We start from the raw sequence: 25,738 nt of genomic DNA on the forward strand, positions 1-25,738 counted from the left end.
CGCGGCCGGGGATTGCCCGGCCCGGTTCAGCTTTCAGGGTCGCCTTTATCCAGTTCGCCGAGCAAGCGGCCGAGATCGATCTGGCGCATTTCCCCGACCGCCAGTTCCCAGCGCCCTTCGTGGCAGAGGCCGCTGATCCCGGCGTTCTCGTAGGCCTCGAGCGCCGCCTGAATACAGGCATCACGGACAGACGCGGCGAGCCGGTGGTCCCGATCGTCAGACGGGTCGTTCATCGAGGGTCTCCTTTGGTTTCAGGGGCTGCAGCACGAGGCCGCCATTGCGTAGCGGGCGCAGTGGCTGCGGCCGGGAGAAGAGAAATCCCTGGATCAGGTCGACGCCTGCCCAACGGACGAAATCGGCCTGGGTTCGTCGCTCGACGCCTTCGGCGACGACCTGACTGCCGGTCGAGGCGGCCAGCTCGACAACCTGTCGATAGAAGCTGGCAGCCCAGATCTTTTCCGGTACGGCACTCATTAGACCCAAATCCAGCTTCAGAATATCGAAACCGCCGGCCTGCAGCCTCCCCAGATTCGAATAGCCGGCCCCGAAATCGTCCATCGCCACCAGGAAGCCGGCCTGGCGCAGGGCCTCGACCCGCTCCGGCACCAGTCGCTGCTCCAACGCGTCCTCGCTGATCTCCAGTACCAGGCGGCGGCGCCATTCTGGTGGCAAGGACTGCAACGTCGACTCCATCAGTTCGTCGAACAGCGCATCGGCCGCGAGAAGCTCGCCGGCCAGGTTGAACCAGAGTGAACCGTCCAGGTGCCACTGCGCATCGAGAGCCTGTACCGCTGCGACCTGGGCGATCGTGAAGTCCAGTAGCCTTCGAGGCTCGGCCTTCAGCCAGGCGAACAGCCTCTGCGGTGGCACTGCCTCGTCGCTGCCGGCAAGGCGGGCCCGGGTCAGTATCTCGCGTCCGTACAGCCCGTCCAGCGCACTGGACACCAGTCCCTGCTGGAACCAACACAGTTGCAGCCTGTGGCCGGCCAGTTGCAGCTGCATGTTCAGTCCCTCGCCCCGCCATAGCGCCTGTAGTAGCCGTCCTCGACCTCGAGCCGCTCCTGAATCTCCGCCAGTAGTCCAAGGATCGCCGTCTGTTGCTCCCCGTTCAGCACCGGAGCGTGGTGACTCAGTTTTTCCCGCTGCAGAAAGTCGGCCGTGGACTCCAGTACCCGGCGCAATCCTTCATAACCTTGGCGCAGGCGCCGCAGGTCCTCGCTGCCGCGACCCGAATGCGTCTGCACTGCAGGATCGAGACAGCAGGACTCGAGTTCCAGGTGCATCAGCACTGCCCGTCCGAGTCGGCGCAACCGGGCCTCGATCCGGTGCAGATGGCAGTCGGGAGCGCTGACGGACGTCCTGATTTGATCGATTTCGAGCCTGATATCCCGATGGTGCTGCAACAGTACCGCCGACCATTCGGCGGCGCGATGATCGGTATCCGAGAACGCGGCGGTCAGATGTTCGCACACCAGCGGACGGTTCATTGCGGCGTTTCCGGAATCTGCCCGACCAGCTCGAGCAGGATCGCCTCGACGCTCCGGTACTGTTCTTCCATACGGCGGGCCTGTTCGCGGGCCCCGTCGGTATCGCCGGCATCGGCCAGCATGATCGCCCGCTCGGCATGCTGATGGACGAGGTCATGGGGCTTTTCCAGCGCCAGGAAGCGGTGCTGCCCGGCGAACCGCTGCCGCACCTCGGGCGCGCCGTACCACTTGCCGATACCGCAGTCGCGGGACGACGGTATCGCCGCCCGTGCCTGGCCGGCCGGGTTGTTGACGTAGGCGATGACGTCGGTGCGCAGGAAGGTCTCGTCGATCATCGCGAGTTCCAGCCGGGCACGCCAGTTGGCGCACTCCAGTCCGGCCTGGGTCGCGCTGATCCGTTCCAGCTCCATGCCGAGACCGTCCAGCGTGCTGACGGTGCCGCTGGCGATGCCGTCGATGTTGCTGGATAGTGTCTGGTTGAGATCGGCCAGTTCGGACGATGCCGCCGCGAGCCGCTGCAGCAAGCCGTCTGCAGCCTTCGCCGAGGACGCCGTGGTCGCCGACAGGGCGCGGACTTCGCCGGCGACGATGGCGAAACCGCGGCCATGCTCGCCGGCGCGTGCCGCTTCGATGGCCGCATTGACGGAGAGCAGATTGGTCTGGGATGCGATCTTGCCGATCTCGCCGACTATCCCGGAGATCTGCTGCAGTTCGCCCGAAAGCGCCTCGAAGGTCGTGAATTGCTGGCCCTGAAGTTGCGTCACGCCGGTAAGCTCCGTTGCCAATTGCTCGATGCGTTCACCGGCGGCACGGGACACCGACACTGCCGCACCGATCGCCGTACTGGACCCGAGCAGATTCTCGTCGAGCCAGGCGAAGGACTTGCGCATCCGCCGCATGCGCAGCGACAACGCCTGCAACTCCGATTCGTAATGGACCCGGCCATTCTCGGATTCGGCCAGCGCCTGCCGCCACTTCTCGGCCTGTTGCCGCGCTTCCTCGGCCTGGCGCTGCGCGACGGCGAGTTCCGCCTGCAACCGCTGCAGTTCGGCCTCCCGCATCGACGCGACAGAGGACTTGTCGTTGATCATCCACTCCAGCAGGCCGGTGACGAAACTCATGCGCGCTCCTTGTCGAAAAGCACTTGGCAACAGCCGCCATGCTATATCAAGATGTAAATTAAATACATATTAATATCCCATCGGTCCGTGCCGGCGGCCGGCACCGCAGGCACATGGCGTTGATCCCAATAAGCTGTCGTGGCAGGGCCGGGTCACGTAAGCCGGCGTTACGCAAATAACTGCTCCTGCATGTCCGGAGCGCCGGACCGCCGCCCATAGGCCGGCCAGGGTCTAGATCCCTGTTACGATGGCCTGTTGCCCACATCCCTGTGCCCGGCTTGGCCCATACTCTGCCCCCCGGGGAGTCCGGGAGCAGGCCACCAGCTCATACAGGGTGCTGCTTGTCCGCGCAGGCCGCAGTAACCGGGGCGCACGTCGCATGGCTTCAGCTCGGTGAACGACCTGTTCTTTTCTGTTATGGGATCATGTGAAAAGGCTCTAAGAATGGGAGCGCCATATCGGTGGCGGCAGGCTGACTCTTCTATCTTTAGTCATGCTGTATCGGCTTCTTACAAGCCGTTCTCAGTTCACATAGGTCCATGGAATCAGCTTGACGGACAAGGAGATGACTCAATGAAACGCTATTTATCGGCTACACCCATCTTGGCCCTGTTGTTCCTCGTATCCGGTGCCGTTTATGGTGGTGATCTGGAGTTCAAGGCCGAGCTGACCGGTTTCGAGGAGGTGCCCGTTGCGGTCGAAACGGATACGACGGGCGAAGCCAAGTTCGAGGTCGACGACGACATGACGGAAATGGAGTTCGAGCTCGAAATCGAAGATGCCTTCGGTATTCTGGGCGTAGCCGGAGCTCATATTCACTGCGCTCCCGCAGGCGTGAATGGTCCTGTCGTCGTGTTCCTGGCCGGTGCGGTACCGGGCGGCCTCGATGGCAAGGTGGAAATCAAGGCGACGGTCTCCGATGCCAACATTGTCGACCCGGCGTGCGGTGCTACGCTGGCGGAGTTGATCGACAGCATGGCGGCAGGCAATACCTACGTTAATGTCCACAGTATTGATAATCCGGGGGCGAGGTACGCGGGCAGATCGAACTCGATTGACGATCAGTTGCACCAGCCGATCGGGATCGATTCGGCACATTCACCGACCGCCGCCCCTGAGGCGGCGGTCCCGTTCGTCGAGCCCGGAGTCCAGTCCTTCTGTAAACAGTCCATTCCAAACTGTCATCTGGTTAATAAAACAAATCAATAGCTCAAAAAAATAAACTTAATAAATATATCGATCTGTCCGACACTGTTCCCGTCACTTGAACAACAACAAAAGGGACAGCACCATGAGCAAGCCACTTTGGCAACCGGACACCGCGCGGATCGAGCGCAGCCAGATTCACCGTTTCATGCAGCAGGCCGGCGAGCGGGCCGGGACGACGTTCGCCGGTTACGACGATCTCTATCGCTGGTCGGTCGGGCAGCCGGAGACGTTCTGGTCGCTGCTCTGGGACTTCGGCGAGGTGCGGGCCAGTTGGTGCGGTGAGCGGGTGCTGGTCGATGGCGACCGGATGCCGGGGGCGCGCTGGTTTCCGGAGGCGCGGCTGAATTATGCCGAGAACCTCCTGCGCTGCCGCGACGAGCGGCCGGCGCTGCTGTTGCGCAATGAGATGGGGGCGCGTGAAAGCCTGAGCCATGCCGAACTCTACAACCGGGTCGCGCAGCTCGCCGCCGGCCTGCGCCGGACCGGGGTGGGCGAGGGCGATGTGGTCGCGGGCTTCGTGCCCAACGTCATCGATACCGTCGTGGCGATGCTGGCGACGACGAGCCTTGGGGCGGTCTGGACCGCCTGTTCACCGGATTTCGGCACCCAGGGGTGCTCGACCGCTTCGGCCAGACCCGGCCGAAGGTGCTCTTCACCACCGACGGCTACTACTACAACGGCAAGACCTTCAACTCCCTCGAGCGCCTGGCCGGCATCGTGCCGCAACTGCCGGGGATCGAGCAGGTGGTGGTGATGCCCTATGTCGAGGCCGAGCCGGACCTCGGCCGGCTGCCGGGGGCCCTGATGCTGATCGACTTCATCGACCCAGACGCGCAGGCGATCGACTTCGTTCAGGTCCGCTTCGACAGCCCGCTGTTCATTCTCTATTCCTCCGGCACCACCGGCGTGCCGAAGTGCATTGTCCACAGCGTTGGCGGCACCCTGCTGCAGCACCTGAAGGAGCACCGGCTGCATACCGACCTCGGGCGCAACGACACGCTCTTCTACTACACGACCTGCGGCTGGATGATGTGGAACTGGATGGTCAGCGCCCTGGCCGGCGGCACGGCCCTGGTGCTGTTCGACGGTTCGCCGTTTGCGCCCGGGCCCGAGATGCTCTGGGATATCGTCGAGCAGGAAGGGGTGACAGTGTTCGGCACCAGCGCCGGTACCTGGCGGCCCAGGAGAAGGCCGGCATCCGCCCGCGGCAGAGCCACCGGCTCGACCGGTTGAAAACCCTGTTATCCACAGGCTCGGCGCTGACCCACGAGAGCTTCGAGTACGTCTACCGCGATATCAAGTCCGATCTGTGCCTGTCGTCGATCTCCGGCGGCACCGATATCCTTTCGTGCTTCGCGCTCGGCTGCCCGATCCTGCCGGTCCATGCCGGCGAGCTGCAATGCAGGGGCCTCGGCATGGCGGTGGAGATCCGCGACGACGACGGTCGGCCACTCGAGAGCGGCAGCGGCGAGCTGGTCTGCAGCAAGCCGTTCCCGGCGATGCCGATCGGCTTCTGGAACGACCCGGACGGTTCCAGGTACCGCGAGGCCTATTTCAGTACCTTCGACAACGTCTGGGCCCAGGGCGACTACGCCGAGCTGACCGCGCAGGGCGGCGTGGTGATCCACGGCCGCTCCGATGCGGTACTCAACCCCGGCGGGGTGCGCATCGGCACCGCCGAGATCTACCGCCAGGTCGAGAAGGTCGCGGCGGTGCAGGAGTCGGTCGCCATCGGCCAGAGCTGGCAGGACGACGTGCGCGTGATCCTGTTCGTGCGGCTCAAGCCCGGCAAACGGCTCGATGCGGCGCTGGAACAGGAGATCCGCGACACCGTCCGCGGCAACACCACGCCGCGCCACGTGCCGGCGAAGATCATCGAGGTGGCCGATATTCCCCGGACACTGACCGGCAAGGTGGTGGAACTGGCGATCCGCAGCGTCGTCGAGGGCCGGCCGGTGAAGAACCGGGATGCGCTGGCCAATCCCGAGGCGCTGGAGCTGTACCGGGATCTGCCGGCGTTGATGTAGGAGCCTCGCCCCGAGGCGAACAAATTTGGCGCTGAGGTCGTTCGCACCGGGGAAGTGCCCTTTGGGGGCGGCGCTCTATCGTTACCTTTACTTGCCGGTGCGCTCGAGCAGGCGGCGCGCGTCCGTCTTGCTGGCATCGATGTCCTGCCAGGGATCCCCGGTCTGGCCCAGCCGGCGAAAAATGTTCTCGATATCGTATCGGCGTGGCGACATGTCCGGTGACAGTGCCTCGTCCCAGCGCAGCGGGGTGGCGACAGGAGCGCCGGGCCTTGCCCGGACCGCATAGGGCGCGACGAAGGTCTGGCCCTGGGCGGTACGGAAGGTGTCGATCAGTACCCGGTCGCCACGTTCCGACTTGCGCTGTTCGACCGTGGCGATCTTCGGATGGGCATTGGCGATGTCGGCGGCGAAGTCCCTCATGAAATGCCGCAGCGGCTCGAAGTCGGCGCTGCGTCGCAGCGGAATCAGGATATGGAGCCCGCGCGACCCGGTCGTCTGGACGAAGCTGGCGACTTCCATCGCTTCCAGCGCATCACGGATTGCCGCCGCGACTTCCTGCACCTTCGAAAAATCCCCGTCGGACGGATCGAGATCGAAAACCAGCCGGTCCGGCCGGTTCGGGCGGTCCGCGCGGGACACCCCAGGTGCGGCGTGATGCAGCCCTGATCCGCCAGGTAGACCAGCGCCGCGGCCGAATGCGCCAGCAGGTGGCGGACCTTGCCGTCTTCCTTCGGCAGATCGACGCGCTCGATCCAGTCGGGAAAATAGTCGGGTGTGTTTTTCTGGAAGAATCCTTCCTTTGCAATGCCGTCGGGAAAGCGCTGCATCGTCACCGGACGCTCGCGGTAATGCGGTAATGCGTATTCGGCGATGCGGGCGTAGTAGCGGGCCAGCTCTCCTTTCGTTATCCCGTCGTCGGGAAAGAGCACCTTGTCGGCCTTCGACACCTCGATCTGATGCCCGTCGACATCGAAGCGTTCGGACGTCATGACGGCGTCTCCCGCACCACCTCCTCGGCCGCCTTGTCGCGGCGCAGGCCGAGAAAGCGGGGGTGGCGCAGTTTGCCGCCTTGGGTCCATTCGGTGAAGCCGATCTCGGCCACCAGGTCCGGCCGTACCCAGAGGGCGTCTGCCTCGTCGGGCGTGAGCTCGAAGGGCGAGCTGTCGCGCCGCCTGCGGTCGAGGCGCTTGCGAAAATCCTGCAGAAAGGCGTCGTCGAAACCGGTGCCGACCTTGCCGGCATAGCGCAGCGCGCCGTCCTCGTAGTAGCCGAGCAGCAGGGCCCCGAACCCCTCTCGCTCGCCCTGGGGCCGCGTAAAGCCGCCGATGACGAACTCCTGACCGCTCGAACACTTGAACTTCAGCCAGTCGCGCGAGCGGCCGTGGTGGTAGGGTGCATCGGCACGCTTGGCGATGATGCCCTCCCAGCCCTTTTCACAGGCGGTCCTGTAACAGGCTTCACCATTCTCGTTGCGGTGTGGCGTGTAGCGCAGCGGATCGTCGAAGCCTATGGTTTCCCGCAACAGCCGCTTGCGCTCGCGCAGCGGCATGGCTTCGATGTTGCGGCCGGAAACGCGCAGCAGATCGAACAGGTAGAGGTAGACCCTGACGCCCGAGGCGCGGGCCTTTTCGGCATCTCTGATTTGCATGCGCTGTTGTAGCCGGGAAAAACTCGTCACCGCACCGTCGAATGCCACCACTTCCCCGTCCACCACGAAATCCCGCGCCGGCTGGCACGCAATGGCTTCGGCAAGTTCGGGGTAGGTAGCCGAAACCTCCTTCCGGTTCCGCGTCATCAGGCGAACGCGATCCTGATCGCGGAGGGCGAGAAGGCGCTCGCCGTCCAGTTTGCGCTCGTAGAGCCAGTCCGGATCGGAGAACCGGTCTTCCGTCAGCACCGCCAGCATCGGTTCGCACCCGTCCCTCTGCGCCGCCGTTTTCACGTCCTCGCGTTCGGAATCCGGGAGCGGTACCTTGCGGGCACTCATCCGTCCTGTTCCCCGTCTTCGGCGATCTCGTCGAGATTCCTTCCGGAGGCAACGGAGTCCGGTTCGGTCGAGACCGGGTTGCGGCGTGCGTCGGCCTCGCCATCGTCCATCTTGATCAGCAGCCACTGACCCTTGTCCCTGTCGATGCGCTGCAACGCATAACCGCCGGCGATCTTCTTACCGTCGAGCCGCACCAGGACATGGCCGTCTTGGAGCGCCTGATTCATGGAACGGGGGCTGTCGTCTTTTTCGGTGATGTTGCTGTAGTCGCCGCGGTCCCAGATCAGCACCGTGCCGGCGCCGTAATGGCCTTTAGGGATCACCCCTCGAAGTCGGCGTAATCCAGCGGGTGGTCTTCGGTCTCGATCGCCAGGCGCTTGACCGACGGGTCGGTCGAAGGGCCCTTGGGCACGGCCCAACTTTTCAGTACGCCATCGACCTCGAGACGGAAGTCGTAGTGCAGCGAGCTGGCATCGTGCTTCTGGATCACGAAGAGGGGGACCGCGCCGGAAGGTCTCGAGGACCCCTTCGGCTCGCCGCTTTTGGCCAGGTCGCGTTTGCGTCGATACGCTTCGGTCGTCATCGTGGACCACCTCCGTTCTTTGACCTTAACAAGGCATCGGCGTCGGGTCCAATCGCGAGGCCTGAGCCGAGCAGGGCGCCAGTTGTCCAACACAGTACCGGGCACCCGGGGCGGCGAACCGGTGGCAGGACCCCGGGCGGCGGTCTATTCTGCCGACCATTGCCTCGCGACAATACCGGGCCGGCACCCGGCAGGAGGAAGACAGATCATGGATCCCGGAGCACGGCGGCCGGAGTTTCCCGACGAGCCGATCGAAACGATCATGCAGCCGCTGCAGAAGTTCGTCTCGACGGAGGTGTCGGGCGGACTGCTGTTGCTGGTGGCGGCGACGGTTGCGCTGCTCCTCGCAAACACCGGGCCGGGACCCTGGATGGAGGGGCTCTGGACAACCGATGTCGGCCTGGTGGTTGCCGGCCGGGAGTGGTCGTACCCGCTGCGCCACTGGATCAACGATGGCCTGTTGACGATCTTCTTTTTCGTTGTCGGCCTGGAGATCAAGCGCGAACTCGTGGATGGTGAACTCAGCACGCCTGCTGCGGCTGCGCTGCCGTTTGCGGCGGCGCTCGGAGGGATGGCGGTGCCGGCGGCGATCTATTGGGTGCTTGCGCCAGGCGGCGAGGCGACGCAGGGTTGGGGCATCGTCATGGCCTCGGATATCGCTTTCGTGATCGGCTGCCTGGCGCTGCTCGGGTCGCGCGTGCCCGCGGCGCTGCGGATATTTCTGCTGGCGCTCGCCATCATCGACGATATCGGCGCGGTGGTCGTCATCGCGGTCGGCTATTCGCACGGCCTTGAATGGCTGCCCTTCCTGATCGCCCTGGCAGTGCTGCTTGGCGTTTATGTCATGCGTATCATCGGAGTGCGCGCGGTCATGGCGTTCTGGCTTGCGGGCATCCTGGCCTGGGCCGCGATGCACGAATCCGGATTGCATCCGACCCTGACCGGTGTGGCGCTGGGGCTGCTGACACCGGTGGGGCCCTGGGTCAGCCCGTCGCGGCTGAAGAGGTTCATCGACTGGTCAGGCCCCTTCGTCAGGAGGGCGCAGCGCCAGGAGGCCCGCGAAGTCCCGAAGCCCATCGGTCAGCAACTCAAGAAGGCGGCACGGGAAAGCGTCCCGCCGCAGCAGCGACTGGAGGACGCGGTGCATCCCTGGTCGGCCTTTCTGATCCTGCCGCTCTTTGCGCTGGCCAATGCCGGGACTCAGCTGCCGGCCACGCTGAACTTCGAGCCGGTGACGCTGGCGGTGATCGCGGGTCTGGCGCTCGGCAAGCCGCTGGGCATCCTAGGCTTTGCCTGGGCGGCGGTACGGCTGGGTCTGGCGGACAAGCCGGAGGAGGTCGGCTGGTCGATGCTGGCGGGCGCGGGGATGCTCGCCGGCATCGGCTTCACGATGTCGATCTTCATCGGCGGGCTCGCCTTCGACGGCACCCTGCTGGCCGATGCCAAGCTGGGGGTGCTGCTGGCCTCGCTGCTGTCCGGTGCCGTGGGCCTGGCCTGGCTCTGGATCGTCTTGCCGAAACGCTCGGGTGAAGGAGATCCGACATGAGCGCATCACTCCTCTCTGAACCGTTGGCCGGGTTGCTTGCGCTGCTGGTGCTGGCACTGTGCTGGCCCCTTTCCCAGGCGCTGCGGCATGAAAAAATGCGTCCGCTCGCGGGCTATCTTCTGTTCGTCTCGCTGTTTGGCCTGGTGTCCGCTCTGAGCTTCAGGGTGCTGCTTTGGCTGGCCGTGCTGTTGCTGCCACCTGCCGCGCTGGAGGGCATGGCGGCGCCGGTTATCCTGGCACTCCTGTCGATGGTGCCCGGCCTGATCGCGGCACGTTGGATCGTGCGCCGTCCACAGCAGCGGCGGATGCCGAAATGACACTTGGCCGCTTGTGAGCCGGTACCGCCGGGAATCGTGGTGCGGGCGCCGTTCCCACCGATTCGGGTAGAATGGCGGTATCAACCTGACGAAACAGACTCCCGATGACTGTCGACGAACTGACCGAAGCTCCACACCCGCCTGAACAACGCCCCTCCGCGATTGCAGGACTGGTCGGCAACCTGGCAGCGGGCCTGCGACTTGTCACGGGACTGCGGGTAGGCGATGTGACTGTCTCCCTCGGCCAGCTCGTGATGCTGGTGCTGCTGCTCGGGGTCGTGGAGTTTACCGGTGCCTGGCTGACGACCGAACCGCCGGCGCTGTTCGACCCCTACGGCCTTAACTTCCTCGGCGCCCTGCTGCTGTTCAACCTGTTGATACTGCTGCTGGCCGGCTGGCTCGGCGGTGGCGACAGCGGCCGCTTCGGCCGGCTGCTGACCGGCTGGCTCGGCGCTTCGGTCTGGATCTCAGCGGCCTCCTGGCTGCTCTGGGGGCTGCAGCCGCGGTTCGGCGTATCGGCGGACGGCGCCTGGACGATCTTCTACCTGCTGCTGATATGGCAGGGACTGGTGGTCGCGCGGCTGCTGCGGCGCTTTCTCGGCACGGCGGCATTGCGCTCATTGCTGCTCGGTGCCGGCTATGGCCTGGCGTTGCTGGCCAGTCTGTGGCTGTTTCCTCGCTCGGCGCTGTTCTACACCGATTATCCGGACGAGGCCGGCGGTCCGGAGAAGATGGCGCTGGATCTCGATGTCGAGCGCATCTTCTACGCCCAGCCCGAACTGATGGCATCGAGCTTCGAAGCGCTGGCGCCGCAGCGGCCCGGCGTCGAGGATCTCTATCTGCTGGCCCTCGGCGGTTACGGCCTCGAGGACGTCTTCCTCAACGAGGTCGAATATGTCCGCGACCAGTTCGACCGCCGCTATGGCACCGCCGGGCGTTCGCTGATCCTGGCCAACAATCCGGCCAGCGTCGACCGCTACCCGCTGGCCAGCAGGCCCAACCTCGAAGAGAGCCTGGCCCATATCGCTGACCGGATGGATACCGACGAGGACGTGCTGTTCCTGTTTATGACCTCCCACGGCAGCGCCGATCACCGCTTCTCGCTGGAGTTCGGTCCGGTCAGGCTCAACGACCTGACGCCGCAGCAGATCCGCCGGGCTCTCGACGGGGCCGGCATCCGCTGGCGCGTGATACTGGTCTCGAGCTGCTATTCCGGCGGGTTCATCGAGCCGCTCGCTGACCCGCGTACGCTGGTGATCACCGCGGCGGCGGCGGATCGCACCTCCTTCGGCTGCGGCGTCGACAGCGATTTCACCTACTTCGGCACCGCCTATTTCAAGCAGGCACTGCCCGAGGAGCCGCGTTTCATCCAGGCATTCGAGCTCGCCAACGACTGGGTCAGCGCCCGGGAAAACACCGAGGGACTGGAACCGTCACAGCCGCAGATCTACGTCGGCGAGGCGATCGCCGCCAAGCTGGCCTCGGTCTATGCGGAGCCTGCGTTGCAGGCGGGGATCGGCGGCGTTGCGGTACCGTCAGAGGCGTGTGCCGACAGCAGCAGATCAGTCCTGTGCGCCGTCGAGTGAGTCACGAAAACAGCTCGCCGCCGAAGCGGGTGCGGATGCAGTCGAGCAGGAAATCCTTGCCCAGGCTCTTGGAGTCCCGCAGCCAGATGCAGCAGGAGGTGTAGCGGGTATCGACCTCGGCCAGCGGCACGAACCTGACGTTCTTCATCCCCGATAGCTCCAGCGACTGGGGCACAAGGGAAATGCCCATGCCGTAGGAGGTCAGGGCCACCACCGTCTGCCAGTGCGAGGCCTCGTGCTTGACGCTGAACTCGACGTTCTTGGAACGGAAGATGTTGCGAAAGTGCTGGTAGTAGTGGGGCGCCAGGGCGCTGTTGAGCATGATCAGCGGCTCGTGCTCGATATCGTGCAGGTGGATCTGCTTGCGCTGGGCCAATGGGTGCTCGTCGGGCAGGCAGCAGACGAACTCGTCGACGCCGATCGGCAGCGAGTCGACTTCCGGCGGCAGCGGGATCGAGTTGATGAAACCGATGTCGATGCGACCGCGGCAAACCGATTCCAACTGGTCGAGTGAATACTGCTCGAACAGCTGGATGCCGACACCCGGGTAGAGGTCTTTGAATTCCGACAGCAGCGGCGGCAGGCCGCGGTAGATCATCGCCGGCGTCGAGCCGATGCGTACCACCTCGTATTCGGATTCGGCGGCGCGCCGGATCATCTCCTGCGCGTCGTCGAGCTGCCCGAGCAGCAGCCGCGCCTGGCGCTGGAACAGCTTGCCGGCCCGGGTCAGGGCGACATGCTTGCTGTCGCGCTCGAGCAGTTGCACGCCGAGCGATTCCTCCAGCTGTCTCAGGCTGTTGCTCAGCGGCGGCTGGGAGATGTGCAGGCGCTGCGCGGCATTGCCGAAATGCAGCTCCTCGGACAGCACCAGGAAGTAGCGTAGCTGCCTCAGTGTCAGTGCCATGGCGATCTTCGTCCCGACGGGAATCTGTTGGCGGATCAGCCGAGTATAGCAATCATTCAGAAAAGTGTATCGTTCACAATTTATATAGTATTGGGCGCCATCTCCGGGCTTTTGTAACCTCGAAACAACAAAACCAATAACGGTCGGAGGTGGTTATGCCCTACAACATTCATCGCAACATACCCGACAGCCGGGGCCACAATGCCTATGCGGCGGACCCGGAGTTCGCCCGCCTGCTGCGGCTCTACGCCAGCGACGAACTGGTCCAGCATGTCGAGCCGCGCCTTGACGAGCTCGGGGCCCTGGTCGGCGATGAACTGGAGCAGCTGGCGCTGACCGCCGACAAGCATCCACCGACTCTCAAACTGCGGGCGCGCAACGGTAGCGAATCCCAGCAGATCGACAAGCACCCGTCCTACCGGCGGCTCGAAGAGTATGCTCTGAGCGAGTTCGGCCTGGCAGCGATGTCGCACCGCGCCGGTGTCTTCGGCTGGCCCGACAGCCTGCCGCCGATCGTCAAGTACGGCCTTACCTATCTCTTCGTCCAGGCGGAGTTCGGCCTGATGTGCCCGGTCAGCATGACCGATTCTCTGACCCGGACGCTGCGCAAGTTCGGCGAGCCGGAACTGATCGAGCGTTTCATCGGTCCGCTGACGTCGCAGAACTTCGACGAGCTGTACCAGGGCGCGATGTTCATGACCGAGCAGGACGCCGGCTCCGACGTCGGCGCCATTACTACCGAGGCGCGATTCGAGGACGGGACCTGGCGTCTTTACGGCGACAAGTGGTTCTGTTCGAACCCGGATGCGGAGCTGGCGATGGTGCTGGCGCGCCCGGCCGGCGCCGAGCCCGGCACCCGCGGCCTGACGCTGTTCCTGCTGCCGCGCCGGCTGGCCGACGGCAGCCTCAACCGCTACCGCATCGTCCGCCTCAAGGACAAGCTCGGCACCCGTTCGATGGCGAGCGGCGAGATCGTGCTCGAAGGTGCCGAGGCCTATGTCGTCGGCGAACAGGGCCGGGGCTTCAAGCACATGACCGACATGATCAACATGTCGCGGCTCTCCAATGGCGTGCGTTCGGCCGGCATGATGCGCCGGTCGCTGAACGAGGCGCTGTTCGTCGCCCGTCACCGCAGCGCCTTCGGCAAGCGCCTGATCGAGCTGCCGCTGATGGGGCGCCAGCTGGTGAAGTTGATGGTCAGCGCCGAGCAGGGCCGCAGCATGGTGTTCCATACCGCCGACTGCCTGAAGCGCGCCGACGGCGGCGATGCCGATGCCGCCAAGCTGCTGCGCATCCTGACGCCGCTGATCAAGTTCCGTACCACCCGCGACGCCCGCAAGGTGGCCGGCGACGGCATGGAGGTGCGCGGCGGCTGCGGCTATATCGAGGAGTGGTCCGATGCCCGGGTGCTGCGCGATTCCCACCTCGGCTCGATCTGGGAGGGCACCAGCAACATCGTCGCGCTCGACGTGTTCCGCGCCATCCGCCGCGAAGGCACTCTGCCGGTGCTGCAGCGCTATCTGCACGGGCTGCTCGACGACGCCGGTCTGCCGGAGCCCTCGGCGGGCCTGATCGGGACCCTGATCGACGAGGTCGCCGACCGTGCCCGCCAGCAGGCGGAGGGCGGGGCCGACGAAAGCGACGTGCGCCAGATCGCCAGCGCGCTTTACAACATCGCCTCGGCCGTCTTCCTGGCCTGGGAGGCGTCTAAGATGGGCGATAACTGGCGGCGCCTGGCCCTGGCCCATCTGGTCATCGGCCACAAGCTGCTGCCGCGCGATCCGCTCGGTGCGAGCCGTCCGGCCGATGGCGCCCTGATCCAGGCGCTGCTGGACGAGCAAGGTCTCGGTCTCGAGCAGGCGCTCGACCTCTGTCCCGCCAGCCGGCGACAGGCCGAGCAGGAGGTGGTCTGATGGGCAGTGCACTGGACGGTATCCGCGTCATCGACCTGAGCCGGGTACTCGGCGGTCCCTACTGCACCCAGCTGCTGGGCGACCATGGTGCCGACGTGATCAAGATCGAGCCGCCGGCGGGCGATGAAACCCGCGGCTGGGGGCCTCCCTTCGTCAACGGCGCGGCTTCCTACTTCCAGGGGCTGAACCGCAACAAGCGCGGCCTGGCACTGGACCTGCGGCGCGAAGAGGGCCGGGAGCTGCTGCTGAAGCTGCTCGAGGATGCCGACGTGCTGGTGGAAAATTTCAAGACCGGTACGCTGGAGAAGTGGGGCATCGGATACGACCGCCTGCACCGGCTCTTCCCGCGCCTGATCCACTGCCGCATCAGCGGCTTCGGCGCCGACGGTCCGCTCGGCGGCCTGCCGGGTTACGATGCGGTGGCCCAGGCGATGGGTGGGCTGATGAGCGTCAACGGTGAGGAGGGCGGCGATCCGCTGCGGGTCGGCCTGCCGTTGGTGGACATGGTCACCGGCCTCAATGCGGTCGCCGGCATCACCCTGGCGCTGCACGAGCGCAGCCGCAGCGGCGAGGGGCAGTTCGTCGAGGCGGCGCTGTTCGATTCGGCGCTGGCGCTGATGCACCCGCACTTCCCGAACGTGTTCGCCGGCGGGGCGGAGCCGAAGCGTACCGGCAATGCCCATCCGAACATCGCACCCTACGAGGTCTATGCCACCGCGACCCAGAAGATCTTTCTGGCGGTGGGCAACAACGCCCAGTTCGCCAAGCTCTGCACGGTGCTGGAGTGTCCGCAGATCCTCGAGGATGCGCGCTTTCGCGACAACAGCGACCGGCTAGGACACCGCGCCGAGCTGCGTGCCGCGCTCGAGGCGATATTGCGGCGGTATAACGGCAGCGAGATCGCCGAGCGGCTGATCCGTGCCGGGGTGCCCTGCGGGCCGGTGCTGAGTGCCGGCGAGGTGCTGCGCCATCCCCATACGGCCCATCGCGGCATGCTGGTCGAGATGGGGGCATACAAGGGTACCGGCACGGCGGTCAAGCTGGGGCGCACACCGGCCAGCTACCGCAGCGCGCCGCCGGGCTTCGCCCAGCACTCGGCCGAGATCCTCGAGGGGCTCGGCCTCGACGAAAACCAGATCTGGGCGTTGCGCGAAAGCGGCGTCGCACCGGAATCGATCTGAAAACCAAGCATCATCTATAACAACAAGAGGACACAGAAATGATTGCCATCAAATCCATCAGGTTCCGCGGTCTCGTCCTGTCGCTGCTGCTCGGGGCCGCCGCCGGCGCCCGGCCCAGGAGTTGCCGAAAAGCATGACCTGGACCTCCTACGATGTCGGCTCGGCCGGCTATGCCGAGGCCTCCGCCATCGCCGATGCCTTCGGCAAGGAGTACGGCACCCGGGTACGGATCCGGCCCTCCGGTTCGCCGATCGGCCGCCTGCAGTCGCTGCTGACCGGCCAGACCGAGTACGGTTTCCTCGCCACCGAGGCTTTCTTCTCGTCCGAGGGCACCTACGACTTCGCCGACCGCCGCTGGGGGCCGCAGAACCTGCGCACCCTGGGCGGGCGGCCGTCGACGACCGGCCTCGTCACCGCGGCGGACGCCAACATCCGCAGCATCGAGGACGTGCGCGGCAAGAGGGTCGCCTATGTGGTCGGCAACCCCTCGCTCAACGTCAAGTGTGATGCGGTGCTCGCGTTCGGTAGCCTGTCGCGTGAGGATGTCGAGATCCGCATGTTCCCGACCTACGCGGCGGCGATGAGCTCACTGTCGCAGAACCAGGCCGATGCCGCCTGCACCACCCCGACCACCAGCCAGCTGTACGAACTGGCGGAGTCGCCGCGGGGCATTCACTGGGTCGATATTCCGGCCGACGACCAGGAGGGCTGGGCCCGGGTCAAGCAGGTGGCGCCCTTCTTCAAGGCCTACGAGGAAACCATCGGTGCCGGCCTGTCCGAGGAGCAGCCGGTGAACATGCTGGCCTGGCGCTATCCGGTGCTGGTAACCCTGGCGGATCGTAGCGCCGAGGAAGTCTACAGCTTCATCAAGGCGCTCGACGAAACCTACGGCCTCTACAACAAGGCGACCTCGGCGATGTCGCGCTGGTCCCTCGACGGTGCCGGCACGCCGCCGATCGATGTGCCCTTCCATGAAGGCGCGATTCGCTACCTTAAGGAGAAGGGCATCTGGACCGAGGCGCACCAGGCCTGGAACGACGCCCGTCTGGCACGCCTCGAGGCGCTGCGCAATGCCTGGAGCAGGGCTCTGGCCGAGGCCGATGGCAAGAGTGACGAGGCGTTCGCCGCCATCTGGGAGCGTTATCGCGCCGAGGCGGTCGCCTCCCATTGATTGAAAGGTCCGCTCCCGGCGTGCCGGGAGCGCTGCACAGTCGAGCCCGGATTACCCGGCCGCACAATAACAATGGAGCGATTGAACCATGTCTTCAACGCCTGACGTCACCACCGGGCAGGAGTCCCCGGTCAGCCGCAACGGGAGGATGCAGGGGATCGCCTACGGGGCGCTCCTGTGCCTCGGCGCGGCGGGCCTCCTGCTCACGATCAACCAGACCTTCAACCTCGGGGTGCTGGGATTCCAGCCCCTGGGCAACGCTTTCCTCTATTACCTGATCGGCCTTTTCCTGGCCGCCGCCTTCCTCTGCTTCCCGGCCCGTGGTCTTTCCGACCGGCCGGTGCCCTGGTACGACTGGCTGCTGGCGCTGGCGGCACTGAGCGCTTCGGTCTACCTCGGCATCAACGGGCTGCGGATCATCCAGGAGGGCTGGGAATACAGCGCGCCGACCGTCGCGACGATCGCCTCCGGCGTGATGCTGATGCTGGTCCTGGAAGGGGTGCGGCGCTGCGGTGGCGGGCTGCTGCTGGCGGTGGCGCTGTTTTTCGGCGCCTATCCGCTGTTCGCCGAGCATATGCCGGGCATGCTCTGGGGTACCGGTTATGGTTTCAGCGACCTGATCCGCGCGCATGTCATCGGCATGGAGAGCATCATCGGCATCCCGATGCAGGTAGTCGCCAACCTGGTGATCGGTTTCGTGGTGTTCGGCACCGCCCTGACCGTGACCGGCGGCGGCCGCTTCTTCATGGAGCTGGCGATCGCGCTGATGGGGCGCAGCCGCGGCGGCCCGGCCAAGGTCGCGGTGCTGTCGAGCGCCATCATGGGCAGCCTGTCCGGCAGCGTCATCTCCAATATCCTCACCACCGGCACCATCACCATCCCGACGATGAAGAAGTCGGGCTATCCGGCCCACTATGCCGCCGCGATCGAGGCCTGCGCCTCCACCGGAGGCACCCTGATGCCGCCGGTGATGGGGGCTGTCGCCTTTATCATGGCGTCCTTCCTCGGCGTCGCCTATGCCGAGGTGATGATCGCGGCCTTCCTGCCGGCGGTGCTGTTCTACCTGGCGCTGCTGTTCCAGGTCGACAACTTCGCCGCCCGCAAGGGACTCGAGGGGTTGCCGGCGTCCCAGATTCCGAAGCTGGGCACGACCCTCAAGGACGGCTGGCCCTACCTCTTCAGCCTCGGCATGCTGATCTACATGCTGCTTTTCATGCGCCTGGAGTCCTTCGCGCCCTATTACGCCACTCTGGTGCTGCTGGCGATCGCCGCCTTCCGCCGCCGTTCACGGCTGAACCTCAAGCGCGGGCTGCAGCTGCTGTACGAGCTGTCGAGCGGCGTCGCCAACCTGGTGGCGATCCTGGCCGGCATCAGCCTGGTGGTTGGCGGCCTGTCCTATACCGGCGTGGCCGGCGCCTTCACCCGGGAGCTGCTGCAGTATGCCGGTGGCAGCGTTCCGCTGATGCTGGCGGCGGGGGCGATCACCAGCTTCATTCTCGGCATGGGCATGACCGTCAGCGCCTGCTACATCTTCCTGTCGATCCTGCTGGCGCCGGCGCTGGTGGAGGCCGGGCTGAATCCGCTGGCGAGCCACCTCTTTATCCTTTACTGGGGGATGCTGTCCTATATCACGCCACCGGTATCGCTCGCCGCGATCACCGCCGCCGGCATCGCCGGCGCCAAACCGGGAAAGACCGGCATTTTCGCGATGCGGCTCGGCAGCATCCTGTTCGTACTGCCCTTCCTGTTCGTCATCAACCCGGCGCTGGTGCTGCAGGGCGACCTCGGCCAGGTGCTGCTCGCCGCCGGCACCGCGGTGATGGCGATGTGGCTCGCCGCCTCGGCGCTGGAAGGCTATCTCTACCGCGTCGGCTGCCTCGGCTGGTCGCTGCGGGCGCTGACGGCGTTCGCCAGCATGGCGCTGATCTACCCCGAGCCGTTCAGCGACCTGGCCGGCGTCGGGCTGGTGGCGCTGATCTATCTGGGGAGCTGGCTCCATGCGCTGCGGCACGGAAACCCGGGCGCAGGCCTCGGCGGGCGTCTCGTACCGGGCCGGAAGGCCTGAGTCTGGAGAACGGCGCAGTTCGCTTCGCTCAGTGCGCCCTACGGACCATCACAGCTTCGTAAGGTGCCGGTCAGCGGAGCGCACCGCACCATCCTTGGTGACGCGTAACCTGTAACAGGCGACAGGCGCCGTCACCGGGCCCGGTGTGAATCCCAATATCCAATAACCGATCCGGTCGACGGCGCAGCCGTCGGCTGCGGATCCGTGCAAGCTGCAAACGGAAACCACCATGAACGAAATCATCGTCGAAGAGCGGGGCGAGGGCGTCGTGCTGCTCCAGCTCAACCGGCCGGCGCGCAAAAATGCGCTGAATCAGTTCCTCAAGCAGGGGCTGGCACAGGTGTTCGAAACCCTGGGGCGCGCCCGGATGTGCGCTGCATCGTCATCACCGGCGGCACCGACGTATTCGCCGCCGGCGCCGACCTGCAGGAGATGGCCGAGCAGGGCGCGGTCGAGATGCTGCGCAACAGCAGCCATCCCTATTGGCAGGCGATCGCGCGCTGTCCGACGCCGGTGATCGCCGCGGTCAACGGCTTCGCACTGGGCGGCGGCTGCGAACTGGCGATGCATGCCGACATCATCGTCGCCGGCGAGAGCGCCCGCTTCGGCCAGCCCGAGGTGCGCGTCGGCATCATGCCCGGCGCCGGCGGAACCCAGCGCCTGACCCGGGTCCTGGGCAAGTACAAGGCCATGCAGATGCTGCTCACCGGACGCCCGATCGATGCTACGGAAGCGGCACGGCTCGGGCTGGTCAGCGAAGTGGTGCCGGATCCCGAGGTGCTGTCGACGGCGCTGGCGATGGCTGCCGAGATCGCCGCCATGCCGCCGCTCGCGGTGCAGCAGATCAAGGAGGTGGTGCTGGCCGGCCAGGATGCCTCGCTGGACAGCGCCCTGATGCTGGAGCGCAAGGCGTTCCAGCTGCTGTTCGACTCCCATGACCAGAAAGAGGGGATGTGCGCCTTCATCGAAAAGCGCCGCCCCCGTTACGAGGGCTGCTGAGATGACATTCGATCCGAATAGCCCCCGGCTGCGGCTGGGTATCGTCGGCTGCGGCGCCATGGGCCGCGGTATCGCCCAGATCGCGGCGGCCGCGGGCCTCGAGGTGCTGCTGTGCGACAGCCGCGACGGTGCGGCGGAAGAGGCGCACGCCTTCGTCGTGCAGATGCTGGAGCGCGCGGTCGCCAAAGGGCGGCTGCAGCAGCCGGCGCTCGAACGGGCCCGGCTCCGGGTCGTGCCGGGCCTCGAGGCGCTGGCCGACTGCGACCTGGTCGTCGAGGCGATCGTCGAGCAGCTGGAGGCCAAGCAGGCCCTGTTCACCCGGCTCGAGGGCCTGGTGCGGGACGCATGCGTGCTGGCGACCAATACCTCGTCGCTGTCGGTGACCGTCATCGGTGCCGGCTGCCGGCGGCCGCAGCGCCTGATCGGCTTCCATTTCTTCAACCCTGTGCCGCTGATGAAGCTGGTCGAGGTGGTGCCCGGCGTGCGCACCGACCCGGCGGTGGTCGAGGCGATGCTGGGTCTGGGGTGGCGCCTCGGTCATGTCGCGGTACGGGCCAGCGACACGCCGGGCTTCCTCGTCAACCATGCCGGGCGCGGTTTCGGCACCGAGGCCGGCCGCATCCTCTCGGAAGGGATCGCCGATTTTCACGACATCGACCGGCTGATGACCGACAGCGCGGGCTTTCGGCTCGGCCCCTTCGAGCTGATGGATCTGATCGGTCTCGATGTCACCCAGGCGGTGATGGAGTCGATCCATGACCAGTTCTACCAGGAGCCGCGCTTTCGCCCGAGCCTGATCACGCGCCAGCTGCGCGATGGCGGACTCCTCGGACGCAAGAGCGGCCAGGGGTTCTACCGCTATGACGACGGGCAACAGCAGACACTGCCTGAGACGCCGGTGCCCGAGCTGGCATCGCTGCCGGCCCGGCCGGTCTGGATCAGTGCCCGCCATCCGGAGGCATCTGCGCCGTTGCGAGCCCTGCTGAAGCGGACCGGCGCGCGGCAGGAAAGCGGCGCGCGCCCGTCGGCGCAGGCCCTCTGCCTGGTCACGCCGCTGTGCCGGGACTGCACCGGGGCGGTGCTGGACGAGCAGCTCGATCCGGCCCGGACCCTGGCCGTCGATACGCTGCTGGGTCTCGAGGGCCGGCGCACCCTGATGCTCAATCCGGCGACCGCGCCCGAGTACCGGCAGCTGGCGCAGGCTTTGCTCGCGCAGGACGGCGTGCCGGTCACCCTGATCAACGACAGCCCCGGCTTCGTAGCGCCGCGTATCCTGGCCGTGATCGTCAATATCGCCTGCGAGATCGCCCAGCAACGGATCGCCGCGCCCGCCGATATCGACCGGGCCGTGGAGCTCGGCCTCGGTTATCCACAGGGGCCGCTGGCGCTGGGCGACCGTCTCGGGGCCGCCCGGCTGCTCGACCTGCTGGAGGGGCTTCATCGCTTCTACGGCGATCCCCGCTACCGCCCCAGTGCCTGGCTGCAACGCCGTGCCCGGCTGGGCCTTTCACTCAAAACAGAGGAATCTCGCCATGCTTGACGCCTATATCTACGACGGCATCCGCACCCCTTCGGCCGCCACGCCGGCGCGCTCTCGCCGGTGCGCCCCGACGACCTGCTGGGGCTGGTAATCGCCCGGCTGATTGAGCGCAACGCTTTCGATCCTGCACTGTACGAGGATGTTATCGCCGGCTGCACCAACCAGGCCGGCGAGGACGCGCGCAACGTCGCGCGCATGGCCTCCCTGGTATCGGGGATGCCGATTGAGGTCGCCGGCCAGACAGTCAACCGCCTCTGCGGCAGCGGCTTGGCGGCGGTGATCGACGCCGCACGGGCCATCCGCTGCGGCGAAGGCGGGCTCTTCATCGCCGGCGGTGTCGAGAGCATGAGCCGCGCGCCCTGGTGCTGGGCAAGGCCGAGACGGGCTTCAGCCGCAGCACCGAGCTGTACGACTCGACCATCGGCGCCCGTTTCCCGAACCCGGCGGTGCTGCGCGACTTCGGCAGCGACAGCATGCCGCAGACCGCCGACAACGTCGCGCGGGAGCTGGAAATCGGGCGCGAGGCCTGCGACCGCTTCGCGCAGGCATCACAGGAGCGGTACGGCAGGGCGCTGGAGGACGGCTTCTTCGCCGGCGAGATCGTGAGCGTGCCGGTGCCGCAGGGTCGCAGGCAGCCGCCGCTCGAGGTCGATCGCGACGAGCATCCGCGCCCCGGCACCACGCTCGAGAGCCTGGCGCGACTGCGTCCGCTCGAGGAGGGCGGGGTGGTCACCGCCGGCAACGCCTCCGGCATCAACGACGGCGCCGCCGCCCTGGTGCTCGGCAGCCTCGAGGCCGGCAAGCGGGCGGGGGTGGCGCCGCGCGGACGCCTGCTGGCCGCGGCCGTCGCCGGTGTCGAGCCGCGGCTGATGGGGCTCGGACCGGTGCCGGCGGTGCGCAAGGTGCTGGAGCGCGCCGGCCTGATGATGGCCGACATGGACGTCATCGAGCTCAACGAGGCCTTCGCGGCCCAGGTGCTTGGCTGCACCAGGCTGCTCGAGCTGGACCCGGCCGACAGCCGCATCAATCCGAACGGCGGCGCCATCGCCATCGGCCATCCGCTCGGCGCCTCCGGCGCCCGCATCGCCCTGACCGCGTTGCGCCAGCTCGAAGCCAGCGGCGGCCGCCATGCGCTGGTGTCGATGTGCATCGGGCTGGGGCAGGGTATCGCCGCCATTGTTGAGCGGGTCTGATCCCGGCGAGGGCGGATTGGGTGTAGACTGAATGCCCTTTTCGCCCAGCCCCGGAATACCCGATGTACACTGCCGCCGTCCAGACCTTTTTCCGTGAGCTCTTCGTCGAGATCCGCACCGTTTCGCTGACGCTGTTCAAGATCATGATCCCGGTGATCCTGGTCGTGAAGCTGCTGGAGGAGGTCGGCGGCGTCGAGCTGCTGGGTCTCCTGCTCGGTCCGCTGATGGGGCTGCTCGGCCTGCCCGAGAGCATGGGGCTGGTCTGGGCGGCGACGATGGCCAGCAATATCTATGCGGGGATGCTGGTGTTCTTCACCCAGCCGCAGCCGGAGGCACTGACGGTCGCGCAGGTCACGGTGCTGGCCGGGCTGATGCTGATGGCCCACGGGCTGCCGATCGAGGCCCGCATCGCCCAGAAAGCGGGCGTCCGGCTCGGCGCCACCCTGCTGGTCCGGATCGGCGGCGGCCTGCTGTTCGGCTGGCTGTTGTACCTGGTCTACGGCCAGGGCGGCTGGCTGCAGCAGCCCAACGAACTGATCTGGCGCCCGGAAGCTGTGGATACCAGCCTCTCCGGCTGGCTGCTGATGCAGGCCAAAAGCCTGCTGATGGTGCAACTGGTGATCGTGCTGCTGCTGACGGCGCTGAAGATCCTGCGGCTGCTCGGTATCGAGCGCCTGATGTTCTGGTTGCTGCAGCCGTTGCTGAGGCTGCTCGGCATCGGCCGCCAGGCCACCACCATCACCATCGTCGGCGTCACCCTGGGGCTCTCGTTCGGCGGCGGCCTGCTGATCAAGGAGGCCCAGGCGGGCCACCTCACGAAGCGCGATATCTTCGCCTCGATGGCCTTTCTCGGCCTCTGCCACAGCCTGATCGAGGATACGCTGCTGGTGATGCTCCTCGGCGCCCACCTGTCCGGCATCCTCTGGGCGCGCCTCGTCTTTGCCCTGCTGGTCATAGCCCTGATGACGCGCTGGATGGACCGGCGCAGCGAGGCCTTTCATCAGCGGTTTCTGGTTTATCGGTGATATACAGGGAGTATTCGATTGAGTCTGAGACACTGGGGGCTGGCGCTGCTGATCGTGCTGGCCTGGGGCGTCAATTTCGTCGTCATCCGCTTCGGCCTGGACGAGCTGCCGCCGATGCTGCTGGGCGCGTTACGGTTCGCCCTGGTCGCCTTTCCGGCGGTTCTGTTCGTCAAACCGCCGAAGCTGCCGCTGAAGTGGCTGCTGGCCTACGGCGGCACCATCAGCCTGGGCCAGTTCGCACTGCTGTTCAGCGCCATGTACGTAGGTATGCCGGCGGGTCTGGCATCGCTGGTGCTGCAGTCGCAGATGCTGTTCACGATGATCTTCGCGCTGGTGCTGCTCGGCGAACGCTGGCATCTGCCGCAGCTGGTCTCGCTGATCGTCGCCTCGGGTGGGCTGGCGTTGCTGGCGACCACCACACCGGCCGACGATATGACGCTGGCCGGCTTCCTGCTGACCATCGCCGCGGCGGCGAGCTGGGGGCTGGGCAATATCGTCAACCGCCGAATCGGCCAGTTGGGCGGCGTGGACCTGATGAGCCTGGTGGTCTGGGGCGCACTGGTGCCGCCGATCCCGTTCCTGCTGCTCTCGCTGTGGCTCGAGGGGCCGGACCTGATCCTTAACAGCCTCGGCCAGATGGGGCCGAAGTCGGCGGGAGCGCTGCTGTATCTGGCGTGCATCGCCACGCTTTTCGGCTACGGCAGCTGGGCCTTCCTGATGCGCCACTACGCGGCATCCAGGGTGGCGCCGCTGACGCTGCTGGTACCGGTGGTGGGACTGGTCACCGCCTGGCTGGTGCTCGGTGAGCAGTTGAGTCCGGTGCAGCTGGCGGGTATCGCACTGATTCTGGCGGGACTGCTCATCAATGTATTCGGCGACCGCATGCGCTTGCGCAAGCGGCTCATATCGCCTCAGGCCGCGGAACTGGAGTGATGCCGCTTCCGGTGCAGGGTATCGACGTTGACCGGAGCCGGCGCAGGGTGCCGGTGACCACCATGGACGGCGGAAGGCCGCCCCGCGGAAATGCTGTAAACGCAGGAGCGGTTTACAGTAATGCGAAGCGCACCGCACCACTGCTTCTCGGCATAAGGCCGAAGTCTCGTAGATGGAAATAGGTATACTGTCCCCGGAATTCCCCGGAATTCCGGAATTCCCACAACCTGCAGCCGAGCCCCATGTCCCGCACCGAACGTCTTTTAGACATTCTGCAGATCCTCCGCCGCCACCGTCGGCCGGTGAGGGGCGCCGTACTGGCGGAGGAAACCGGGGTTTCGCTGCGCACGCTCTATCGGGATATCGCCACGCTCCAGTCGATGGGGGCGGAGATCGATGGCGAGCCCGGGCTGGGCTATGTGCTGAAGCCGGGCTTCCTGTTGCCGCCGCTGATGTTCTCGCCCGAGGAGATCGAGGCCCTGGCGCTGGGGCTCAACTGGGCCGGGCATCGCACCGATGGGCCCATGGGGCAGGCGGCGCGGGACGCCATGGCCAAGCTTGGCGCGGTATTGCCACCGGAGCTCCGCCAGCGCTTCGAGGACGATGCCCTGGTGGTTGTTCCCTGCCGGCCGCAGCCGCCGCGGGAGGACCTGCCGCTGATCCGTCGAGCCCTGAACGAGGAGTGCAAGCTGTCCCTCGACTATGCCGATCAGAAAGGGGCGAGGACCGAGCGGGTGGTCTGGCCGGTGACCGTCGGTTTCTTCGATTCCACCCAGGTGCTGGCGGCCTGGTGTGAACTGCGCAATGACTACCGCCACTTTCGTGTCGACCGTATCCGGGAAGCCCGGGTGCTTTCCGAGAAGACGCCCAAACGCCGCTACCAGATGATGAAGGAATGGCGGAAAACACTGCTGACAAAAACTGACAGTGGTGAGCGTTAAAGTCTCCTGA

At 66.1% G+C, this 25,738-nt stretch carries 20 protein-coding genes and 4 pseudogenes; 16 read left to right on the forward strand and 8 right to left on the reverse strand.

Annotated features, from left to right (window positions below; genetic code table 11):
• Nucleotides 1–26: 26 nt before the first annotated feature.
• Genes ACFQDL_RS16865 through ACFQDL_RS16880 form a run of 4 tightly spaced genes read right to left on the reverse strand, consistent with a single transcriptional unit; the run spans nt 27 to nt 2,608 of the window.
• On the reverse strand, nt 27–233 hold the full coding sequence (locus tag ACFQDL_RS16865) for a hypothetical protein (RefSeq protein WP_379910056.1): 207 nt from the start codon (nt 231–233) through the stop codon (nt 27–29).
• The gene (locus tag ACFQDL_RS16870; protein ID WP_379910057.1) at nt 217–1,002 is read right to left on the reverse strand and encodes an EAL domain-containing protein; all 786 of its coding nucleotides are present in this window, start codon (nt 1,000–1,002) and stop codon (nt 217–219) included. Before ACFQDL_RS16870 ends, ACFQDL_RS16865 begins: the two co-directional genes overlap by 17 nt.
• A 2-nt stretch (nt 1,003–1,004) precedes the next feature.
• Nucleotides 1,005–1,487 (reverse strand): hemerythrin domain-containing protein, encoded by a 483-nt coding sequence (locus ACFQDL_RS16875; protein ID WP_379910058.1) that lies wholly within the window; start codon nt 1,485–1,487, stop codon nt 1,005–1,007.
• A complete protein-coding gene (locus tag ACFQDL_RS16880; protein WP_379910059.1) occupies nt 1,484–2,608 on the reverse strand; it encodes a methyl-accepting chemotaxis protein in 1,125 nt (374 codons plus the stop codon). The genes ACFQDL_RS16875 and ACFQDL_RS16880 overlap by 4 nt, the downstream gene beginning before the upstream one ends.
• 573 nt (nt 2,609–3,181) lie before the next feature.
• Here ACFQDL_RS16880 and ACFQDL_RS16885 point away from each other — a divergent pair.
• From ACFQDL_RS16885 to ACFQDL_RS16895, 3 genes and pseudogenes are all read left to right on the forward strand, one after another.
• The gene (locus tag ACFQDL_RS16885; RefSeq protein WP_379910060.1) at nt 3,182–3,817 is read left to right on the forward strand and encodes a CHRD domain-containing protein; all 636 of its coding nucleotides are present in this window, start codon (nt 3,182–3,184) and stop codon (nt 3,815–3,817) included.
• A 145-nt stretch (nt 3,818–3,962) separates the two neighbouring features.
• Nucleotides 3,963–5,050 (forward strand): annotated as a pseudogene (locus ACFQDL_RS16890) (AMP-binding protein).
• Complete coding sequence (locus ACFQDL_RS16895; RefSeq protein WP_379910061.1) at nt 5,047–5,844, forward strand: AMP-binding enzyme; 798 nt, start codon at nt 5,047–5,049, stop codon at nt 5,842–5,844. Before ACFQDL_RS16890 ends, ACFQDL_RS16895 begins: the two are co-directional and overlap by 4 nt.
• A gap of 87 nt (nt 5,845–5,931) precedes the next feature.
• On the opposite strand, the pseudogene ligD (ACFQDL_RS16900) reads toward ACFQDL_RS16895, so the two are convergent.
• From ligD (ACFQDL_RS16900) to ACFQDL_RS16910, 3 genes and pseudogenes are all read right to left on the reverse strand, one after another.
• A pseudogene (ligD, locus tag ACFQDL_RS16900) lies at nt 5,932–6,923 on the reverse strand (non-homologous end-joining DNA ligase).
• Nucleotides 6,830–7,831, reverse strand: a complete 1,002-nt coding sequence (gene ligD, locus ACFQDL_RS16905) for a non-homologous end-joining DNA ligase (protein WP_379910062.1) — start codon at nt 7,829–7,831, stop codon at nt 6,830–6,832. The pseudogene ligD (ACFQDL_RS16900) and the gene ligD (ACFQDL_RS16905) overlap by 94 nt, the downstream one beginning before the upstream one ends.
• Nucleotides 7,828–8,414: pseudogene (locus tag ACFQDL_RS16910) on the reverse strand (DNA polymerase ligase N-terminal domain-containing protein). The gene ligD (ACFQDL_RS16905) and the pseudogene ACFQDL_RS16910 overlap by 4 nt, the downstream one beginning before the upstream one ends.
• A gap of 208 nt (nt 8,415–8,622) precedes the next feature.
• On the opposite strand from ACFQDL_RS16910, the gene nhaA reads away from it, so the two are divergent.
• The 3 genes from nhaA (at nt 8,623) to ACFQDL_RS16925 (ending at nt 11,863) form a co-directional block, all read left to right on the forward strand.
• Entirely contained in the window at nt 8,623–9,960 is a 1,338-nt protein-coding gene (nhaA, locus tag ACFQDL_RS16915) for a Na+/H+ antiporter NhaA (protein WP_379910063.1), read from the forward strand.
• The gene (locus ACFQDL_RS16920; RefSeq protein WP_379910064.1) at nt 9,957–10,277 is read left to right on the forward strand and encodes a hypothetical protein; all 321 of its coding nucleotides are present in this window, start codon (nt 9,957–9,959) and stop codon (nt 10,275–10,277) included. The genes nhaA and ACFQDL_RS16920 overlap by 4 nt, the downstream gene beginning before the upstream one ends.
• A gap of 104 nt (nt 10,278–10,381) precedes the next feature.
• Nucleotides 10,382–11,863 (forward strand): C13 family peptidase, encoded by a 1,482-nt coding sequence (locus ACFQDL_RS16925; RefSeq protein WP_379910065.1) that lies wholly within the window; start codon nt 10,382–10,384, stop codon nt 11,861–11,863.
• Nucleotide 11,864: 1 nt separating this feature from the next.
• On the opposite strand, the gene ACFQDL_RS16930 is transcribed toward ACFQDL_RS16925, so the two are convergent.
• On the reverse strand, nt 11,865–12,767 hold the full coding sequence (locus ACFQDL_RS16930; RefSeq protein WP_379910066.1) for a LysR family transcriptional regulator: 903 nt from the start codon (nt 12,765–12,767) through the stop codon (nt 11,865–11,867).
• Nucleotides 12,768–12,922: 155 nt separating this feature from the next.
• Between ACFQDL_RS16930 and ACFQDL_RS16935 the strand changes: the two genes are divergently transcribed.
• The 10 genes and pseudogenes from ACFQDL_RS16935 (at nt 12,923) to ACFQDL_RS16980 (ending at nt 25,728) form a co-directional block, all read left to right on the forward strand.
• Nucleotides 12,923–14,680, forward strand: coding sequence for an acyl-CoA dehydrogenase family protein (locus tag ACFQDL_RS16935; protein ID WP_379910067.1), 1,758 nt, complete (start codon nt 12,923–12,925; stop codon nt 14,678–14,680).
• Nucleotides 14,680–15,861, forward strand: a complete 1,182-nt coding sequence (locus tag ACFQDL_RS16940; RefSeq protein ID WP_379910068.1) for a CaiB/BaiF CoA transferase family protein — start codon at nt 14,680–14,682, stop codon at nt 15,859–15,861. Before ACFQDL_RS16935 ends, ACFQDL_RS16940 begins: the two co-directional genes overlap by 1 nt.
• 133 nt (nt 15,862–15,994) lie before the next feature.
• The gene (locus ACFQDL_RS16945) at nt 15,995–17,032 is read left to right on the forward strand and encodes a TAXI family TRAP transporter solute-binding subunit (RefSeq protein WP_379910069.1); all 1,038 of its coding nucleotides are present in this window, start codon (nt 15,995–15,997) and stop codon (nt 17,030–17,032) included.
• 88 nt (nt 17,033–17,120) lie between these two features.
• A complete protein-coding gene (locus tag ACFQDL_RS16950; protein ID WP_379910070.1) occupies nt 17,121–19,097 on the forward strand; it encodes a TRAP transporter permease in 1,977 nt (658 codons plus the stop codon).
• A 369-nt stretch (nt 19,098–19,466) separates the two neighbouring features.
• Nucleotides 19,467–20,096: an enoyl-CoA hydratase-related protein gene (locus tag ACFQDL_RS16955; protein WP_379910071.1), complete on the forward strand. Its 630-nt coding sequence runs from the start codon at nt 19,467–19,469 to the stop codon at nt 20,094–20,096.
• Nucleotide 20,097: 1 nt separating this feature from the next.
• The gene (locus ACFQDL_RS16960; protein WP_379910072.1) at nt 20,098–21,636 is read left to right on the forward strand and encodes a 3-hydroxyacyl-CoA dehydrogenase; all 1,539 of its coding nucleotides are present in this window, start codon (nt 20,098–20,100) and stop codon (nt 21,634–21,636) included.
• Nucleotides 21,629–22,829, forward strand: a pseudogene (locus ACFQDL_RS16965) (3-oxoadipyl-CoA thiolase). The gene ACFQDL_RS16960 and the pseudogene ACFQDL_RS16965 overlap by 8 nt, the downstream one beginning before the upstream one ends.
• Nucleotides 22,830–22,891: 62 nt before the next feature.
• Nucleotides 22,892–23,854, forward strand: coding sequence for a hypothetical protein (locus ACFQDL_RS16970; protein WP_379910073.1), 963 nt, complete (start codon nt 22,892–22,894; stop codon nt 23,852–23,854).
• 18 nt (nt 23,855–23,872) lie between these two features.
• A complete protein-coding gene (locus ACFQDL_RS16975) occupies nt 23,873–24,787 on the forward strand; it encodes an EamA family transporter (protein ID WP_379910074.1) in 915 nt (304 codons plus the stop codon).
• A gap of 242 nt (nt 24,788–25,029) precedes the next feature.
• Complete coding sequence (locus ACFQDL_RS16980; RefSeq protein ID WP_379910075.1) at nt 25,030–25,728, forward strand: helix-turn-helix transcriptional regulator; 699 nt, start codon at nt 25,030–25,032, stop codon at nt 25,726–25,728.
• Nucleotides 25,729–25,738: the final 10 nt, after the last annotated feature.

It is taken from the genome of Marinobacterium aestuariivivens (genome assembly GCF_042661465.1).
GTDB classification, from domain to species: domain Bacteria; phylum Pseudomonadota; class Gammaproteobacteria; order Pseudomonadales; family Balneatricaceae; genus Marinobacterium_A; species Marinobacterium_A aestuariivivens.